Annotated in this window: 14 protein-coding genes and 5 pseudogenes; 16 read left to right on the top strand and 3 right to left on the bottom strand. The window is 67.0% G+C overall.

Annotated elements, in window-relative coordinates:
- Positions 1-8: 8 nt before the first annotated feature.
- Complete coding sequence (locus AB0I98_RS30205) at positions 9-1,529, top strand: MFS transporter (RefSeq protein WP_362947565.1); 1,521 nt, start codon at positions 9-11, stop codon at positions 1,527-1,529.
- An 11-nt stretch (positions 1,530-1,540) separates the two neighbouring features.
- Positions 1,541-2,284, top strand: coding sequence for a PIG-L deacetylase family protein (locus AB0I98_RS30200; protein ID WP_362947563.1), 744 nt, complete (start codon positions 1,541-1,543; stop codon positions 2,282-2,284).
- A 319-nt stretch (positions 2,285-2,603) separates the two neighbouring features.
- On the opposite strand, the pseudogene istB reads toward AB0I98_RS30200, so the two are convergent.
- Positions 2,604-3,245 (bottom strand): annotated as a pseudogene (gene istB / locus AB0I98_RS30195) (IS21-like element helper ATPase IstB); the annotation flags it as partial.
- A gap of 524 nt (positions 3,246-3,769) precedes the next feature.
- Here istB and AB0I98_RS30190 point away from each other — a divergent pair.
- Together AB0I98_RS30190 and AB0I98_RS30185 are read left to right on the top strand one after the other, a co-directional pair.
- The gene (locus AB0I98_RS30190) at positions 3,770-4,525 is read left to right on the top strand and encodes a class I SAM-dependent methyltransferase (protein WP_362947608.1); all 756 of its coding nucleotides are present in this window, start codon (positions 3,770-3,772) and stop codon (positions 4,523-4,525) included.
- Positions 4,526-4,713: 188 nt separating this feature from the next.
- Positions 4,714-4,855, top strand: a pseudogene (locus AB0I98_RS30185) (IS5/IS1182 family transposase); the annotation flags it as partial.
- 1 nt (position 4,856) lies between these two features.
- Here AB0I98_RS30185 and AB0I98_RS30180 read toward each other — a convergent pair.
- Both AB0I98_RS30180 and AB0I98_RS30175 read right to left on the bottom strand, forming a co-directional pair.
- A complete protein-coding gene (locus tag AB0I98_RS30180) occupies positions 4,857-5,630 on the bottom strand; it encodes an SDR family oxidoreductase (protein WP_362947562.1) in 774 nt (257 codons plus the stop codon).
- Positions 5,631-5,742: 112 nt separating this feature from the next.
- Positions 5,743-5,850 (bottom strand): annotated as a pseudogene (locus AB0I98_RS30175) (ferredoxin); the annotation flags it as partial.
- Between the two features lie 97 nt (positions 5,851-5,947).
- Here AB0I98_RS30175 and AB0I98_RS30170 point away from each other — a divergent pair.
- The 12 genes and pseudogenes from AB0I98_RS30170 (at position 5,948) to AB0I98_RS30115 (ending at position 17,953) form a co-directional block, all read left to right on the top strand.
- Positions 5,948-6,577 (top strand): TetR/AcrR family transcriptional regulator C-terminal domain-containing protein, encoded by a 630-nt coding sequence (locus AB0I98_RS30170; RefSeq protein WP_362947560.1) that lies wholly within the window; start codon positions 5,948-5,950, stop codon positions 6,575-6,577.
- 230 nt (positions 6,578-6,807) lie between these two features.
- Positions 6,808-7,564: pseudogene (locus AB0I98_RS30165) on the top strand (transposase family protein).
- 186 nt (positions 7,565-7,750) lie between these two features.
- Positions 7,751-8,491, top strand: coding sequence for an NAD(P)H-binding protein (locus tag AB0I98_RS30160; protein WP_362947558.1), 741 nt, complete (start codon positions 7,751-7,753; stop codon positions 8,489-8,491).
- A 116-nt stretch (positions 8,492-8,607) separates the two neighbouring features.
- The gene (aceE, locus tag AB0I98_RS30155; protein WP_362947556.1) at positions 8,608-11,295 is read left to right on the top strand and encodes a pyruvate dehydrogenase (acetyl-transferring), homodimeric type; all 2,688 of its coding nucleotides are present in this window, start codon (positions 8,608-8,610) and stop codon (positions 11,293-11,295) included.
- Between the two features lie 22 nt (positions 11,296-11,317).
- Positions 11,318-11,563 (top strand): annotated as a pseudogene (locus AB0I98_RS30150) (biotin/lipoyl-containing protein); the annotation flags it as partial.
- Between the two features lie 11 nt (positions 11,564-11,574).
- Positions 11,575-11,808, top strand: coding sequence for a 2-oxo acid dehydrogenase subunit E2 (locus AB0I98_RS30145; RefSeq protein ID WP_362947554.1), 234 nt, complete (start codon positions 11,575-11,577; stop codon positions 11,806-11,808).
- 85 nt (positions 11,809-11,893) lie between these two features.
- Positions 11,894-12,637 carry a class I SAM-dependent methyltransferase gene (locus AB0I98_RS30140; RefSeq protein WP_362947552.1) on the top strand — a complete coding sequence of 248 codons (744 nt, stop codon included), beginning with the start codon at positions 11,894-11,896 and terminating at the stop codon, positions 12,635-12,637.
- A gap of 113 nt (positions 12,638-12,750) precedes the next feature.
- On the top strand, positions 12,751-13,647 hold the full coding sequence (locus AB0I98_RS30135) for an RNA polymerase sigma-70 factor (protein WP_362947606.1): 897 nt from the start codon (positions 12,751-12,753) through the stop codon (positions 13,645-13,647).
- A 308-nt stretch (positions 13,648-13,955) separates the two neighbouring features.
- Positions 13,956-14,453 (top strand): Ohr family peroxiredoxin, encoded by a 498-nt coding sequence (locus AB0I98_RS30130; protein WP_362947550.1) that lies wholly within the window; start codon positions 13,956-13,958, stop codon positions 14,451-14,453.
- Positions 14,454-14,651: 198 nt separating this feature from the next.
- Positions 14,652-15,074, top strand: coding sequence for an OsmC family protein (locus tag AB0I98_RS30125; protein ID WP_362947549.1), 423 nt, complete (start codon positions 14,652-14,654; stop codon positions 15,072-15,074).
- Positions 15,075-15,302: 228 nt separating this feature from the next.
- Positions 15,303-17,033, top strand: coding sequence for an FAD-dependent oxidoreductase (locus AB0I98_RS30120; protein ID WP_362947548.1), 1,731 nt, complete (start codon positions 15,303-15,305; stop codon positions 17,031-17,033).
- A gap of 173 nt (positions 17,034-17,206) precedes the next feature.
- Entirely contained in the window at positions 17,207-17,953 is a 747-nt protein-coding gene (locus tag AB0I98_RS30115) for an SDR family oxidoreductase (RefSeq protein ID WP_362947546.1), read from the top strand.
- Positions 17,954-18,076 lie beyond the last annotated feature (123 nt).

Below are 18,076 nucleotides of genomic sequence, written 5' to 3'. Positions count from 1 at the left end.
ACTTCGACATGGACATCTCTTCGCACGCACAACCCACCGCGCGCATCGCAACCGCCCGCGGCAGATGGATCCTGCTGGCCACCGTCCTGGGCTCGACCTTGGTGCTCCTGGGTTCGACGACCACCATCGCGCTGCCGCACATAGGTGAGGACTTCTCGGCCGACCTGGCAGCCCTGCAGTGGATCGTGAACGCCTACATGCTGACCCTCGCCGGCCTGATCCTGCTGGGAGGAGCGCTCGGTGACCGCTTCGGGCGGCGCCGGATCTTCGTCCTGGGTGTCGTGTGGTTCGCCGCTGCCTCTCTCCTGTGCGGTCTGGCCGCCGACACGGGCATGCTGATCGCCGCCCGCGCCCTGCAGGGCGTCGGAGGGGCGCTTCTCACCCCGGGCTCGCTGGCGCTCATCGAGGCGTCGTTCCATCCGGACGACCGGGCCCGCGCGGTCGGCCTGTGGTCGGGCTTCGGCGGCATCGGCGCGGCAGCCGGCCCCTTCCTCGGAGGCTGGCTGGTGGACGGGCCCGGCTGGCGCTGGACCTTCCTGCTGAACGTTCCGCTGGCTCTCGCGTGCGTCCCGATCGCCCTTCGCCACGTACCGGAGTCATTCGGCACGCCCCCGCAGACTGCCGCAGCGGACACCGCGCACCGGCAGCGTGGCTTCGACGTCCTGGGGACCGTCCTCGGGGCGCTCGCACTCGGGTTGGCGACGTACACGCTGACCGAGGCCCGCGACGGAGGTGTCATGATCGCCGTCACGGCGGCCGGCGGTGTGGCGGCGGGCATCGCGTTCGTTCTCGTCGAACGGCGTCGCCCCGACCCGATGATGCCGTTGACCATTTTCGCCTCCCGCCAGTTCACCTCGATCAACCTGATCACCCTTTGCTTGTACGCGGGTCTGGGCGGGTTCTTCTTCCTGACCGCACTCCAACTCCAGATAGTCGTCGGGTATTCGGCGCTCGAAGCCGGCGCCGCCATGCTGCCGACCACCGTCCTCATGCTGATCTTCTCGTCCCACTCGGGTGAACTCGCCCAGCGCCTCGGTCCACGCGTTCCGCTCACCGCGGGTCCCCTCATATGCGCAGTGGGAATGCTGATGACGCTCCGTGTCGGCAACGGCGCGTCGTATGTCGTCGACGTTCTCCCCGCCCTGCTGGTCATAGGGACGGGAATGGTCATCTTTGTCGCTCCGCTGACCGTGACGCTCCTGTCGTCCGTGGACGACAGCAACGCCGGGCTCGCGAGCGGCATCAACAACGCGGCGGCCCGGGCCTCCGGACTCGTAGCCGTGGCGGCGCTGCCGCTGCTCGCCGGCATGGGGCCGGACGCGTACCGCTCAGGCACAGCCTTCGACGCGTCGTTCAGCCGGGCGATGCCGCTGTGCGCAGCCAGCCTGGCGATCGGAGCCTTGCTGGCCTTCATGACGCTGGGAAAGACCTCTACGGTCCGTCACCGGGTTCATTGGCGAGCCCACGGCTGGTTGACGGAACCGCCCCTGGCGCTGCGGCTCTCGCACCATCACGGGAACAATCGATGAAAGCAGGTACTGTGTCCGATTCGTCTCTCCCGCAACTGCTGCCGATGCCGACCGACTGGCGGCGTGCCCTCGCCGTGGTGGCCCATCCCGATGACCTCGAATACGGGTGCTCGGCCGCAATCGCCTCTTGGGTCCAGGACAGCCGTGAGATCACCTACGTCCTCGCCACGCGCGGAGAAGCGGGCATCGACACGCTGGCGCCGGCCGAGGCCGGACCCCTGCGGGAGAAGGAACAGCGTGCCAGTGCCGCCGCCGTCGGTGTCGGCGCGGTGGAGTTCCTCGACCACCGGGACGGCGTGATCGAGTACGGCGTCCCCCTGCGCCGCGACATCGCCGCTGCCATCCGCCGTCACCGGCCCGAGCTGGTGATCACCCTGAACCACCGTGCGACCTGGGACCCGGGTGTCTGGAACACCCCGGATCACGTGGCTGTGGGCCGCGCCGTCCTCGACGCCGCGGCGGACGCCGGCAACCGCTGGATCTTTCCGGAACTGACCGAGCAGGGACTGCGCCCCTGGAACGGCGTGCGGTGGGTCGCCGTAGCCAATTCCCCCGAGCCCACCCACGCGGTGCGCGCGGACCGGGGTCTTGAGCAGGCGGTGCAGTCGCTGCTGCGGCATCACGCGTACATCGAGGCATTGACCAACGAGGACCCCGAGACGTACGCGCGCCGTTTCCTCACCGCCGTCACCAGCGCGCACAGTGCACGGTTCGGCGGGAATCAGGCCGTCGTCTTCGAACTGTTCCCCCGGTGACCGGGTCACACGGGCTGCTGCCACGTGCGCCGGGGAGCACTGCGCCCGGAGTCGGTGAAGTCGGCAAGGACGCCATTGGATGCCGTCCCGGGTTCGCGTTGGACGTCGTTTCCCTTGGTCCTGCGGCTCCTTGTGTTGCGCATGGCAAGTCTTGTTGAGCGGATCGTGCCTGAAGAGTTGTGGGAGCTGTTCGGCGAGAAAGTGGCTTTGACCGTGAATGCTGACGTCGTTTGGCCGTGAAAGTTGACGGCGGTTCGTGGCCTCGGGCCGGCTGGATGTTGGTGAATTCTCACGGCAGTCCGGATGGTGTGGGGATGGCTTAGCGGGCGAGTTCGCGGCTGTGAGCGAGGCGGTAGGACTCGGTGCCGGTCTCGAGGATGTTGCCGCCGAAGGTGAGCCGGTCGACGATGGCGGCGCAGAGTCTGGGGTCGGTGAAGGTCTTGCCCCAGCCGGCGAAGGAGTCGTTGGAGGCGACGGCGACGGAGTTCTTCTCCTCGCGTTCGGTGAGGACCTGGAAGAGGAGTTCGGCGCCGCGGCGGTCGAGTTGCATGTAGTCGAGTTCGTCGATGCAGAGCAGGTCGACGCGGCCGTAGCGGGCGATGGTCTTGGTCAGGATCTTCTCGTCGGCGGCCTCGACCAGCTCGTTGGCCAGCTTCGATGCCAGGGTGTATTTCACCCGGAAACCTGCCATCGCGGCTTCGATGCCGAGCGCGATGAGCAGGTGAGACTTGCCGGTGCCGGAGTCACCGATCAGGCAGAGCGGCAGGCCCTTCTTCACTCACTCGCAGGTGGCCAGCGAGCCGACGACGGCGGAGTCGATGTTCGGATTGGCATCGAAGTCGAACTCGCGCAGCGATTTCTCCCGGGGGAACTGGGCGGCCTTGATCCGGCGTTCGGAGCGGCGCCTGGCGCGGTCGTCGCACTCGGCCAGCAGCAGTTCGACCTGGTAGGACACGTCGTCCATCGCGTGCTCGTTGATCAACCGGCGATAGATCCGGACCACCGTGTGACGCTGCTTCCTCGGCGCATCCAGATCAGCCAGCAGCATCTGGTCGATCACCGGCTTGAACGGATCCAGCTTGGAACGGCGAGGCGCGTACGACTCCCGAGGTTGCGGCCACGCCGAACTCAGCGCCTTCTGAACAGTCCGCCAGCCCACCCGGTACTTGCGCTCCAGCGCCCGGTTCGACATGCCCTCGCGAGCGTCACGCCGCAGCGCGGCATACAACTCGACCTTCGACTGACCAGGCGGCATCGGCGGTGCTCCTTCACTGAGCACATTCACCTTGCCACCGCAACCCCGCGAGTGACACTACTTCTCACGAACAACTTCCCAGCTAACCAGCCGGTGACATCCACTCAGACGGACAACTGACAACCCACAAACACCGTCAGAGCCATCCTTGCGAAAACCATTGGTGCCCGGCTTGCTCCGCTGATGGACTGACGTCCTACCGAGTCTGCCGCGTGACGGAGGTAGTGGTTGTGACAGGCTATGACGTGCTTGCCGAGGTGTACGAATGGCTCATCTCGGATGCAAAGTTGCCTCCAGCCGAGTTCGCTGCGTCGTTCGACGACGTCCTCAATCTCCTGCCGTCGAACGCTCACGTCCTCGACTGTTCGTGCGGAACCGGGCAGTTGGCGGTTGGCCTCGCCGGTCGTGGCATGCAGGTTGTCGCAACTGACGCCAGCGAGGCGATGGTTCGTCGGACTGCAGAGTTGTCTGAGGAGTTCGGGGCATCCGTCCGGGCCGTACGGGCGAACTGGGAAGAGTTGCCCGACCATTTCCAGGACAACACGTTCGACATGGTGTTCTGCGTTGGCAACTCGCTTCACCATGCCGCGGGCGCGACAGGCAGGGGTGCTGCTCTGGAGTCGATGTCACGGCTTCTGCGCCCCGGCGGGCGCTTGGTACTCACATCCCGCACTTGGGAACTCGTGAGGGTCAGAGGTTCCCGGCTGGAGATCAGTGACCGACTCGTCCGCCGGAACGGTCGCGATGCCGTCGTGGTCTACCGCTGGGAGATTGCGCCGCATTGGGAGGAGGAGCACCACATCGAGATTGCGATCGCGCAAGTTGATGCGACCGGGTTGGTTCTTGTCCGCTCGGAACTGCTGTCCTGCTGGCCCTACCGGTACGAGGAACTCGAAGTCGAGCTGCACCGGGTCGGACTCCAAACGGAACTGAGCACGTTCGACCTTGAGGCCGAGAACTACATGGTGGTCGCGAGCAAGGTATAAACACCGGACTCTCAGTGAGCGTTTCCAACCTCAATTTGAGCAGGTCAGATGCAGTGTGATCCAGAACACGGCGCGGGTTGAAAGCGGCTCACTGGATGAGGTTCCGCCCACCGCGGCGAAGTACGTCGCCGATCTGGTGAAGGCCCCGGCCACCGACTTCGCGAAGTACACGTTGGTCGGCCGGAGCGGCCCGCGAGATCCCCTTCCGCCTGCAGCTACTTGGGCCCCGACTGCGCCTGTGCCGGCACCCTCGTCGACTGGGCCAAGACCTGTCTCAACCTCACGATCAAAACCGTGAGCAGGCCCAAGGGCTCGCAGGGCTTCGTGGTCGCTACTCGCGGAGCATCGCGCCGCCGTTGACCGACCAGACCTGCCCGTTGATCCACTCGCCGTCGTCGGACAGGAGGAACGCCACGACGCCGGCCAGGTCTTCCGGCTTGCCGAAGCGGGTGCTGGGAAGCGTCATGCGGGTGAACTCCAGCGCCTCCGGACTCAGAGCCATCTTCTGCGCGGATTCAGTCAGCACGACTCCGGGAGACACGCAGTTGCAGCGGATGCCCTGCGTGCCCCAGCGGGAGGCGATGTGCCGGGTGAGTGCGTTGATCCCCGCCTTGCTTGTCTGGTAGGCCGCACGCGCATGGTCGCCCACGTGCGCCGCGAGGGAGGAGGTGTTGACGATGGCACCACCGCCCTGTTCCAGCAGCAGGGGAAGGACCGCGCGGCTGGTGAGCGCGAAGCCGATCAGGTTCACTTCCAGGGTGCGCCGCCATACGGCCGGGTCCATGTCGAGCAGATCGCCGTCACGGCCCAAGGTCTCCGCCGAGACGTCGGCGGCGACGTTGTAGAGGCCGTCGACGCCGCCGAGTTGGGAGACGGCGGTGTCGACGAGCGCACGAACCGAACGCTCATCGGCGAGATCGAACTCCACGGCGAAAGCCGTTGCGCCCGTATCGGTGACGCGCTTGGCGGTGGCCTCGGCCGCGTCGATGTTGATGTCACCGACCACGACCGCCGCGCCCTCGGCCGCGAGCCGCTCGGCAGTGGCCGCACCGATCCCGGAGGCACCTCCGGCGACGACGATGCGCTTTCCGTTGAGTCCCTGCATTCCACTACTCCTTGTCTGTTCCGGCGCCGCAGCGATCGTCTGCTGGTAACGCCTCGTGAGGGATTTGCGGGTCTGATGTCGACCCGTGATCTCGAACTGGGGACCGTCCCCCGGGAGCCTCGGTCAGCGGTACGACGATGCCTCCCTCTTCCCGGTGATCGAAGACGTCGGGGCGATGCCCGGCGCCTACGCACTTGGGTTCGTCCACGGTGAGCTTCATGGTGCTTCGTCTCTCGACCGGAAGGTCCACTTCAGATAACACAGTATCCGACACTAGTTGGAAAACCAACACTTGTCGGTTAGGTAGAGTGTGGGCCATGACCACGTCTCGACGGAACGCGCCGGCAGGCGACCGCCGCGTACGGCGTACTCACGCGGCCCTGCAGGGAGCGCTGATCAAGCTCGTCGAGGAGCAGGACCTGGGGCAGATCAGCGTCGCGGACGTGGCGGAACAGGCCGGGGTGAACCGCACGACCTTCTACGACCACTACCGGGACGTGCATGAACTGGCCGAGGCCGCCTGCACCGCGACGATCGACACCCTCATCGAGTCCCTTCCCGCCCTCGACCCCGCGCTGGCGGCCCCGGATGCGGAACCCGCCCGCTCACTCGTCGCGTTCTTCGAGAACCTCGCCGAACACGCCGGCCTCTACCGCAGCCTCCTGGGACCGCAGGGCAGCGCCCGCGTCATCGACCACATCCGCAGCCGCATCTGCGCCAGCGTCCACGTCACGGTGCGCCTCAACGCCGGCGCTGCGCCGGACAGCGTCTCGACGACCGACATCCCCCACGACGTACCTGCCGCATTCACCGCCGGGGCACTCCTCGGCGTGGCCACCGACTGGCTCCAACGCGACAGCCCCCGCACACCGAACGAGATGGCCGAACTGACCTGGCAACTCCTCGTCGCCCATCACCCCGCCGACGCCCGGCATGCCACAACATGAGGTGATCCTCCGGCTCGCGAGCCTCGAGAAGAATCGCCCGCACACGACGATCACGACCGCAGTCGACAGCGCGAAGGGCTGGAGGAGGCGCTGCGCAGCGGGGGATCGATGACACTGAGCGATTTCCAACATCCCGATACTGACCGCAAGTTGGACGCCCCTGCGCAACGACAAAGCTCCTGGTAGACGGGTTCTGGACCAAGATCACCCGCGCCTGCCAGGAGCTTCGCATGCTTGTCTACTCATCCTCGATCGATCTGTCCAGCCGAACCCTGCGGTTCCTTACCGGTCAACTGGCCGCGCGGCGGGCGAAGATCGGTACACGGTGGCGACGTCTGGCCGTCGGCCGCCAGGCTCTGCTCACCCTCGCGCACCTGCGGTGCGGTGATACCTACGCCCAGCTCGCTGCCGGATTCGGCATCGGAATTGCCACGGTCTACCGCTATATACGCGAAGCTGTCGAGGCCCTGGCCGCCCTCGCGCCTTCACTCGCCGAGGCGATGCGGACGATCCGCGAGAAGGCGTTCGTGATCCTGGACGGCACTCTGTCTGCCGATCGACCGGATCGCTGCGGGCTCCCCGTACTCCTCCGGGAAACACAAGCGCCACGGCATGAACATCCAGGTCCTCGCCGATCCGTTCGGACGCCTGCTCTGGGCCTCGCCCGCCCTGCCCGGATCGACCCACGACCTCACTGCTGCCCGACACCACGGAATCATCGACGCGCTCACCGAGGCGGGCCTGAAGTGCTGGGCGGACAAGGCGTATCAAGGCGCCGGCGGGCCTGTTCGAGTCCCGTTCCGCGGTCGCCGTCTGAAGAGGTGGAAGCGCCGCCACAACACCAGTCACGCCAAGATCCGATGCGCCGGCGAACGAGCTATGGCCACGCTCAAGGGCTGGCGTCTTCTGCGGAAGCTCCGCTGCAGCACCAACCGGATCACCGACATGGTGAAGGCCGTCCTCGTCCATCACCACGCGTCAACGTGAGGTTGGAAAACGCTCAGTGATGACCGAGTGCCTCGTGGATCCGTGACACGGTCGAGCAGTGTCACAACAACAGCACGAGCCCTGTCGTAGGTGTGGTGGGTTGGTGGCTGACTGCACCGTCACCGTCACCGCCACCGTCAAGAAGGCACCAGTGGGGTCACCGACCCCCGACAGGAAGAGACCCAGATGAGAGTCGTTGTTGTGGGAGCCACCGGGCGGATCGGCTCCAGGACTGTGGCCAGGCTCTGGGATCACGGTGTGGAGGTTGTGCCGGTGTCACGCGGTGGCGGTGTCGATGTCACGACCGGGGAGGGGCTCACCCAGGCCCTGCGCGGCGCCGACGTGGTGGTGGACGTCACTGACGCGCCATCCCGTGGGCAGCTGGCGAGCCTGGAGTTCTTCGGCACCGCGACCGGCAACCTGCTGGAGGCCGCCGCATCGGCAGGCGTCGAGCATCACGTGGTCCTGTCCGTCGTGGGGGCCGAGAGTCTGCGGGCGGGGTACTTCCGTGCGAAGGCGCTGCAGGAGGAACAGGTGCGGCGCTCGCCGATTCCCCATTCCGTCGTGCGCGCCACGCCGTTCTTCGAGTCGGTGGAGTACATGTCGCGCCCCGCGGCGTACGGAGACGTCGTACATGTTGCGCCCGTGCTGACGCGTCCCGTGTCGGCGGACGATGTGGCCGCTGCGATCGCTCATGTCGCCGTGGGGATACCGCTGTTCGGCAATCTCGAGGTCGCCGGCCCTGAGGAACACCGTCTCGACGACCTCACCGCGAAGCTGCTGGCCGCGCGGGGCGACATGCGTGAGGTGGTCGCCGATACACACGCCCCCTTCTTCGGTGCGGAGGTCGGGGAGCGGACGCTGCTTCCCGCGCCGGACGCCCACTTGGGACACGAAACGTTCGCCCAGTGGCTCGCCCGGCGGTGATCCCCTCCATGTGATGCGCGTCGTCTTACGGCGCACACACTGCCGGCAGGTACCGGAAGCACGTCCGCGTCCGCAGCCGGCCCCTCCCCTCCCCACGCCCTGACAGGAAGGCTGCCATGAGTGATCCGGTCCGGCCCACAGAGCTCTCCACGACGAGTGAGCTCGACCAGCTACCCGACCGCGACTCCGAGGAGACGGCGGAATGGCAGGCATCACTCGATGCCGTCATGAGGAATGCCGGTCCAGAACGGGCGGTGTACCTGCTGCGACGGGTGCACGAGTACGCGGCCAGGTCCGGGATGACCCTGCCCGGGCTTCTGTCCTCGGACTACATCAACACGATCCCTGCGGCCTCGCAGCCGGCCTTTCCCGGTGACGTCGCCATGGAGTCCCGGATCACCGCGCTGAACCGGTGGAACGCGGCGGCAATGGTGACGCGCGGTTCGCGCCTGGGCCTGGGCGGTCATATCTCCACCTACGCGTCGGCGGCGTGGCTCTACGAGATCGGGTTCAATCACTTCTTCAAGGGCAAGGAGGGGGATGGCTCAGGCGACCAGCTGTACCTGCAGGGGCATGCCTCGCCAGGCATCTACGCCCGCGTGTTCCTCGAAGGGCGCCTGAACGAGGAACAGTTGGACGCCTTCCGGCGGGAGGCCGACGGCCACGGACTGCCGTCGTACCCCCACCCCCGGCGTCTGCCGTGGCTGTGGGAGTTCCCGACCGTGTCCATGGGCCTCGGCCCACTCGCGGCCATCTACCAGGCCCGGTTCAACCGCTACCTGCACGCCCGGGGCATCAAGGACACCTCCGCATCGCGGGTCTGGGCCTTCCTCGGGGACGGTGAGATGGACGAGCCGGAGTCGATGGCCGCGCTGGCGCTCGCCGCCCGCGAGGGTCTCGACAACCTCACCTTCGTCGTCAACTGCAACCTGCAGCGCCTGGACGGTCCGGTACGGTCGAACTCCAAGATCGTTCAGGAGCTCGAGACCCGGTTCCGCGGCGCCGGCTGGAACGTGGTCAAGTCCCTGTGGGGCAAGGCCTGGGACCCGGTGCTGCAGCAGGACACCACCGGGGAGCTCGTGAAGCGCCTCGGCGAGGTGCCCGACGCGCAGATGCAGACGTACGCCGCGCGGGACGCCGCCTACATACGCAAGCACTTCTTCACCGGCGACGCTCTCTCCGGCATCGCCGCCGGACTGAGTGACGCCCAACTGGTGGAGATGTTCGAGAACTCGCGCGGCGGACACGAACCGCTCAAGGTCTACGCCGCCTACCGGGCCGCCCTCGAACACCGCGGTGAGCCCACCGTCGTCCTCGCCCAGACGGTGAAGGGGCACACGCTGGGGCCGGACTTCGAGTCACGCAACGCCAACCACCAGATGAAGAAGCTCACGATGGCGCAGTTCCGTCAGATGCGCGACCTTCTGGAGCTTCCCATCCCGGACAGCGCGCTGAGCGGCGACCTGGTGCCGTACTGGCACCCCGGTGAGGACTCGCCGGAAGTGCAGTATCTACGTGACCGGCGCAGCGCTCTTGGCGGCCCCGTTCCGGTGCGCAAGGTCGTCGCCAAGCCGCTGGAACAGGCGCCGACCCGCCCCTTCGAGGCGCTGGAGAAGGGCTTCGGCAACCAGGAGGTGGCGACCACCATGGCCCTTGTCCGCCTGGTCAAGGACCTGATGCGCGACAAGGAGACCGGGCAGCGCTGGGTGCCGATCATCCCCGACGAAGCCCGTACGTTCGGCATGGAGTCCCTCTTCCCCACGGCAGGGATCTACTCGCCGGACGGGCAGACCTACGAACCGGTCGACGCCGATCAGCTGCTCTACTACCGGGAAGCCAAGAACGGCCAGCTCATCGACGAAGGCATCACCGAGGCCGGTTCCATGGCCGAGTTCACCGCCGCGGCGACCTCTTACGCCACGCACGGCGAACCCATGATCCCGTTCTACATCTTCTACGCCATGTTCGGGTTCCAGCGGACCGGCGACCAGTTCTGGGCCCTGGCGGACCAGATGGGGCGCGGGTTCGTCATCGGGGCGACGGCCGGCCGTACGACCATGACCGGCGAGGGACTGCAGCACGCCGACGGACATTCCCACCTGCTGGCCTCCACCAATCCGGCGGCGGTGAGCTACGACCCTGCCTTCGCCTACGAGATCGCCGTGATCGTCAGGGAGGGGCTGCGGCGGATGTACGGCGAGCAGCCCGAGGACGTCTTCTACTACCTGACGGTGTACAACGAGCCGAAGCGGCAGCCGGCCATGCCGTCCGGGCCGTCGGTCGAAGAGGGGATCCTGCGGGGCATCTACCGGTTCCGGAAGGGCGAGTCCCCCGATGCCGGGCCGCGGATCCAGCTGCTGGCCTCCGGCACGGCGATCCACTGGGCGTTGGAGGCACAGGACCTCCTCGCGTCCCAGTGGGGCGTGCACGCGGACGTCTGGTCGGTGACGTCCTGGACGGAACTGCGCCGTGACGCACTGAGCGCGGACCGGGCACGGCTGCGCGGTGAGGAGCGCACCCCGTACGTGACCAGCGCGCTGTCGGGTGCGCAAGGGCCGGTCCTGGCAGTCAGCGACTGGATGCGGCAGGTACCCGACCAGATCAGCCAGTGGGTCGAGCAGGACTACTCGTCCCTGGGGACGGACGGCTTCGGTCTGTCGGACACCCGGGATGCCGTGCGCCGCTATTTCCACGTGGACGCCGAGTCGATCGTCGTGGCGGCCCTGGACCAGCTGGCCCAAGCCGGAGATGTCGACCCGGAGACGGTCGCGCAGGCCCGCGAGCGCTACCGCTGGCAGGGGTGAACCCGGGCCGCAGCGTGCGGGCGTAACCCTGCCGGCCCTCGGCGAAAGTGTCGCCGAGGGCACGGTCACCCGCTGGCTGAAGCAGGTCTGCGAGACAGTCGAGGCCGACGAACCCCTGCTGGAGGTCTCCACCGACAAGGTGGACACCGAGATCCCCTCCCGCGCCGCCGACGTACTGCTGGGAATCACAGTCGCCGAGGACGAGACCGTGGAGATCGGCGCGGAGCTAGCCGTCATCGGTGCACCGGATGCCGCGGCGCCCTGTTCGACACGGTCATCGTGCCGCCGGGTCAGGTCGCCGTCCTGGGCATCGGTGCCACGGTCAAGCGCCCTGCGGTCGTGGAAGCCGACGGGAACCCTGCCATCGGAATCCGCGATCTGGTGCATCTGTCGCTGTCATACGATCACCGGCTCGTGGACGGAGCGGACGCCGCCCGTTACCTGACTGCGGTCAAGTCACTCCTGGAGAACGCCGCGTTCGCCAACGACGTCTTGCCCGGCGCGGACCCCTGACCCCGGCACAAGAGGTCACAAATTCAATGCATCGCCGGTCTTGCTGGATATGCACCCTGTTATATCGAAATCATCAACTGTTCGCGTGCAGCGGGACGACTATGCCGTCAGCGCCGAGTTCTACGACGTCCTCCAGGCCCAGCAGGACGCGATACGGGTCCATCATCTCTACGGCCGCCATGTCGCGAACGCCCGTCTTGGAGTGTTGGATGTCGGGGCCGGAACCGGACGCGTCACATTGATGAGTCTTCTGGAGTCCCGGGTCGGCGTGCACGCCGTAGAACCTGCACGCGCGATGCGCACGCCGTTGATGACCCGCCTCGCCTCCCTGCCCACGGAACTGAGGGAACGGGTCACTGTGCACCCTCAGACGCTTGAAGAGGCTGAACTGCGTGATGTCGCGGACGTGGCGGTCTGCCACAACACGATCGGCTGTCTGGCACCCGCCGCACGGCGTGCTCTTTGGCCGGCCCTCGCCCAGGCGCTCGTTCCTGGCGGTTCACTGCTCCTTCAACTCCCGCCCACTCACCTTCCCGATAAGGAGACCGAACGGGTCTTCCCGGATCAGAGAGTTGGTCAGCACGAGTACGGAGGACGCATGGTCATGTCGGCCGACGGGAGCCGGCTCCGCACACGTTGCGACTATTGGGTACGCGGGGCGGAGGGCGTGCTGCGGGAACACACCGAAACATTCTGGATGTGGCCGGCCTCTCGCGCCGCGATGATCAGCGACCTGGCACAGCACGGGTTCGCCCTACTGCCCGGACGGGACGATCCGGCCGTACTCGCGATGGCCCTCACGTGGGACAGTCCGGCCAGAACACAATGAGTAACACTGTGCGCCTACAAGGTTGACATCGGCGCGTGTCCTCCCCCAGCCCGCGTGCGCACACTGCGAGGACGGCTCATAGCATGGTGGCCTCGGAGCCGGAAGGGATGACCATGCACACTGGGGATGACGCTGATTCTCTTGACCGGGCGACGAGGGAGTTCCTCGCGGCGCGCCCGCGGCTCTTCGGTATCGCGTACCGCGTGCTTGGTAGCGCAGTGGAAGCCGAGGACCTCGTTCAGGAGGCATGGCTGCGGTGGCAGAACACGGACCACGCGAACATCCGCGAGCCGGCCGCCTTCCTGACCACCGTCACCACACGACTGGCCATCAACTTCGCCCATTCCGCCAGGGTCCGGCGGGAATCGTACGTCGGGCCATGGCTTCCCGAACCGGTCGACACCAGTCTGGACCCGCACGTGGGGGCGGAACGGGCCGAGGCACTCGAGCTGGCGGTTCTCCTTCTCCTCGAGAAGCTGAACCCGGTGGAACGGGCGGCCTATGTCCTGAGGGAAGCCTTCGACTACCCCTTCAAGCAGGTCGCGGACATCCTGGAAACGAGTGAGGCCAATACCCGGCAGCTGGTGAGCCGTGCGCGCAAGCACCTGGCCTCCGAGCGCAAGGAACGCGTCAGCCCGGCTGATCACACGCGGCTGCTGAAAGTGTTCCTCGCCGCTGCGCAGACGGGCAATCTGGCGGTGCTCGAGGACGTCCTCGCCGCGGACGTCGTCAGTTACTCCGACGGCGGCGGGGTGCGCGGCGCGTCGAAGATTCCGGTCATCGGACGTCCGCACGTCTCCAAGTACCTCGTGGCCTTCGCTCCCCGGTTCTGGCCCCAGATGGACATTCGATGGCTCGAGGCCAATGGACGACCGGCAGTTCTTGTCTCTGCCGACGGGAACGCCGTGGCCCTGCTGTCCGTGGACGCGTCCGCCGAAGGGATCGACCGGGTCATGTGGGTGATGAATCCGGCCAAGCTGTTGCCCTACGTGGCGTCCCTCAGCGACTGAACGCCCAGCGCGTCAGTCGGGGAAACCTGCGCGGCCCTGGAGTGAGGTGCCGGCTGTGTCACGAGAGAGGTGACTTGCCGGTCAACTAGCTATCCGGAACCCAAGGTCTCTCCAAGATGAAGGACACACCACATGACGAATGTCGTGAGCGGCACGGTGGCCCCCGCCTGCGGACGGGGGTATGCCCCCACCCACCAGGCGAAGACGCCTACAGAGGCCGGCCCCTCACCTTCCACCGCGTTGCCCGCTCCGTGCGTGCCTGCCGGGTGCTGCCGGGGCGGATACCGCGGCGACGCCGGAGTCATGCTGTGAACGACCAGATCAAGTTGCCCAATCTGTCCACCGACAAGGACTTCGACGGGGATTCCTTCTCCCCCATCTACTCCACGACTGTGACCGTCAGCGGCGGTACGGCCGGCCACGGGCGAGCCTCGGGAATGGCACGGTCGGACGACGGGGCCCTGGACCTCAGCCTGCGCATGCCCGCAGAACTCGGAGGGGATGGCCAGGGAACCAACCCTGAGCAATTGTTCGCCGCCAGCTTCGCGGCCTGCTTCCACGGGGCCCTGAGCCTGGTGGCGCGGCAGGAGGCACTCGATCCTGCCTCGATCTCCATAGAGGCCACCGTGGCGTTCGGGCGGGATCCGGGAGACGGCGGCTATCTGCTGCGTGTCGACCTGGTGGTCAAATGGCCAGGTGTCGCTCCGGAGATCGCCACTCCCCTCCTGGAGAAGGCCGACGCACTGTGCCCTTACGCGAAGATGGCCTCGCAGGGAACGCCGACCACCATCACGTTGGCTCCCTAGGGGCAGCCGCCGTGTGCCGCCGCTCGCTGGCACACGGCGCTTCCCGGGCCGTTCACCGGTCGCCCGTTGTCACACGGACATGAGCCCGTTTGTCTTAGTGGGTAACCAGAGAGGCACTGCATCTGGACGAAACCCGCCGCCCTGTGTGGCGACCACCGACCACGAGTAGCGCGTTTTCTTCCCGCGGAGAGGCAACCCATGACTGGACGCACCGTGTCGATTCGTGAGGGCGAGCGCCTTGCCCGCTCCATCGCGGTCGGGCCGCACATCCTCACAGCGGACGAGCCCGAGCCCATCAGCACGGATACGGGGCCCACACCGGGAGAGCTGCTCCTGGCCGCGCTCGGATCGTGCACCTCCATGACGGTCCGTGCGTATGCGGACCGGCACGGGTGGCAGCTCCAGCAGGTCGATGTGGACCTGCAGTTCGGTACACGAGCACAGATAGTCAAGAACATCAGGCTGGTCGGCGACCTGGAGCCCGCCCAGGCAGAGCGCCTGCTGGAGGTAGCAGACCGCTGCCCGGTGCATCGCCTTCTCATCGGAGACGTATCGGTGGTCACCGTACCCACGGTTCTCACGGCGTCCCACCAACTTCAGGACCATGCGCTGCCCAGGTGACCTCACTTCGGCAGCGCATGGCCCTGCGGACGGAGGCCGGGAAGGATGGACCGGTAGTGGTGGCGAGCGACGACCTGGCAGCACAGGCTGTCGTCGCGTCTCTCGCCTGCGCTGGGGCTGGCGTCAGTACTCGGCGGGTGTTCGGGGCGGGGAGTACGCGGGGCGCTTGTCACAACGCCCTCGGTCATCCGGTCGTAGTGGGTGAAGACCACAACGATCGGAGCAATCATGGCTGCCACAGAACAACGCCTCTCCACCATGGTGCTGGTGATCGGTACCGGCGGAGCCGGTCTGCGGGCGGCGATCGAGCTGGCCGAGGCCGGCATCGATGTCCTCGCCGTCGGCAAGCGCCCCAAGGAGGACGCCCACACATCCCTCGCCGCCGGTGGAATCAACGCGGCTCTGGCCACGATGGACCCGGAGGACAGCTGGCAGCAGCACGCCGCTGACACCCTCAAGGAGAGCTACCTGCTCGGTGATCCCCGCACCGCCGAGATCGTCACCCAGGGCGCCGCCCTGGGCATCGACGATCTCGAGCGCTACGGCATGGCCTTCGCCCGGGAGGAGGACGGCCGTATCTCCCAGCGCTTCTTCGGCGCGCACAAGTTCCGGCGTACCGCCTTCGCCGGCGACTACACCGGTCTGGAGATCCAGCGCACGCTCATCAGGCGCGCGAGCCAGCTGGACATTCCCATGCTCGACGGCGTGTACATCACCCGGCTCCTGGTGCACGACGGTGCCGTGTTCGGGGCCTACGGCTTCGACCTCGCGAGCGGGAAGCGCTACCTCATCCACGCCGACGCCGTCATCCTCGCGGCGGGCGGCCACACCCGCATCTGGCGGCGCACGTCGTCGCGGCGCGACGAGAACACCGGTGACTCGTTCCGGCTGGCCGTGGAGGCCGGGGCCCGTCTGCGCGACCCGGAGCTGGTCCAGTTCCACCCCTCCGGGATCATCGAGCCGGAGAACGCGGCCGGCACCCTCGTCAGCGAGGCCGCACGCGGTGAGGGCGGCATCCTGCGCAACGCGCTCGGCGAGCGGTTCATGGCCCGCTACGACCCCGAGCGCATGGAACTCTCCACCCGCGACCGGGTGGCCCTCGCCTCCTATGCGGAGATCAAGGAGGGCCGTGGCACATCCAAGGGCGGCGTGTGGCTCGATGTCTCCCACCTCCCCCGGCAGACGATCATGAATCGGCTCCCCAGGGTGTATCAGACACTTCTTGACCTGCAGATGCTGGACATCACCCGTGAACCGATCGAGGTCGCGCCCACGGCGCACTACTCGATGGGCGGGGTCTGGGTCCGACCGGAGGACCACAGCACCGACGTGCGCGGTCTGTATGCCATCGGCGAGGCGGCGAGCGGCCTGCACGGCGCCAACCGGCTCGGCGGCAACAGCCTCATCGAGCTGCTGGTCTACGGCCGGATCACCGGGCAGGCCGCCGCCTCCTACTCGGACTCGCTGACCGCGCAGCCGCGCTCGGCATCGGCGGTGGCCGAGGCCCGCGCCGAGGTCGACGAGCTGCTCGTGGCGGACGGGCCGGAGAACGTCCGCGCGCTGCAACGCGCCATCCGCAACACCATGACCGAGTACGCGGGCGTCGTGCGCGACGAGGAGGGGCTGCGGGCCGGGCTGGGAGAGCTCGATGTGATCGAGAAGCGGATGGAGAACGTCGGCGTGCATCCCGACATCGCCGGCTACCAGGATCTCGCCCACGCCTTCGACCTCAAGTCCGCGGCCCTGGCGGCCCGGGCCACGCTCGAAGCGGCACTCGAGCGCCGTGAGACCCGCGGCTGCCACAACCGCAGCGACTACCCGGACCTGGACCCGGCGCTCCAGGTCAACCTCGTGTGGTCGCCGACGACCGGGATCACCCGCGAGAGCATTCCCGCCATCCCTGAGGAGATCTCCTTCCTGATGGAAGAAGTCTCAACCGACGGCAAGCTCGCCGAGTGACCTGCCGGTTTCTGTCCCAGAAAAAGAAATTGCGAAACCCACCCGGGTGCCCTGTCACAAATACAGTCACCATCCTGTCTTTCCTAGTACAGACAACAGTGACCGGTGCAAGCGAGCGACTCACCTCAGAAATGCCCGCTGCACATTGAGAAACCTCCGAGAGGATCCCCATCATGAAGGTCGTAGTCATCGGCGGTACCGGCCTTATCGGCTCGCAGCTGGTCGAAAAGCTCAACGAGCACGGCCACGAAGCAGTGCCGGCCGCCCCCAACACCGGCGTCAACACACTGACGGGTGAGGGCCTGGCCGAGGTTCTGCAGGGCGCGTCGGTCGTGGTCGACGTGTCGAACTCCCCCTCGTTCGAGGACGAGGCCGTCATGGAGTTCTTCCGCACCTCCACGACCAACCTCCTGAAGGCGGAGACCGAGGCCGGCGTGACGCACCACGTGGCGCTGTCCGTGGTCGGCACCGAGCGCCTCCAGGAGAGCGGGTACTTCCGCGCCAAGCAGGTCCAGGAAGAGCTGATCAAGGCGTCCGGCATCCCCTATTCCATCGTCCACGCCACCCAGTTCTTCGAGTTCATGAAGGGGATCGCGGCCATGTCGACCGTGGGCGACACCGTACGTCTGGCCCCCGTGAAGATCCAGCCCATCTACTCCGGCGACGTGGCCGCCGCCGTGGGCCGCACGGCCGTCGGCACGCCCCTCAACGGCCTGGTGGAAGTTGCCGGCCCCGACACGTTCCAGCTGGACGAGATCATCCGCAAGGGGCTCGCCGCCAAGCAGGACCCCCGCACGGTCGTGACGGACCCGCACGCCCCGTACTCCGGTGCCGAGGTGAAGGAGACCACCCTCCTTCCCGGCCCGGACGCGCGTATCGCTGAGACCCGTTTCGCCGACTGGCTCGCGCAGCAGAAGTGAGTGGTCGGGGTGGCCCCTGATCTCAGGGGCCGCCCCCCCCCCCCCCCGGCGGGGGACGAGGGAGATGAATTTTCGGGGGAGGCCTGCCCGTGCCGGAAATAAACCCCAACCAAAAACAAACCC

It is taken from the genome of Streptomyces sp. NPDC050211 (genome assembly GCF_040656035.1).
GTDB lineage: Bacteria > Actinomycetota > Actinomycetes > Streptomycetales > Streptomycetaceae > Streptomyces.
The sequence above is the reverse complement of the archived record's forward strand: the minus strand, read 5'-3'. Positions and strand labels throughout refer to the sequence as shown.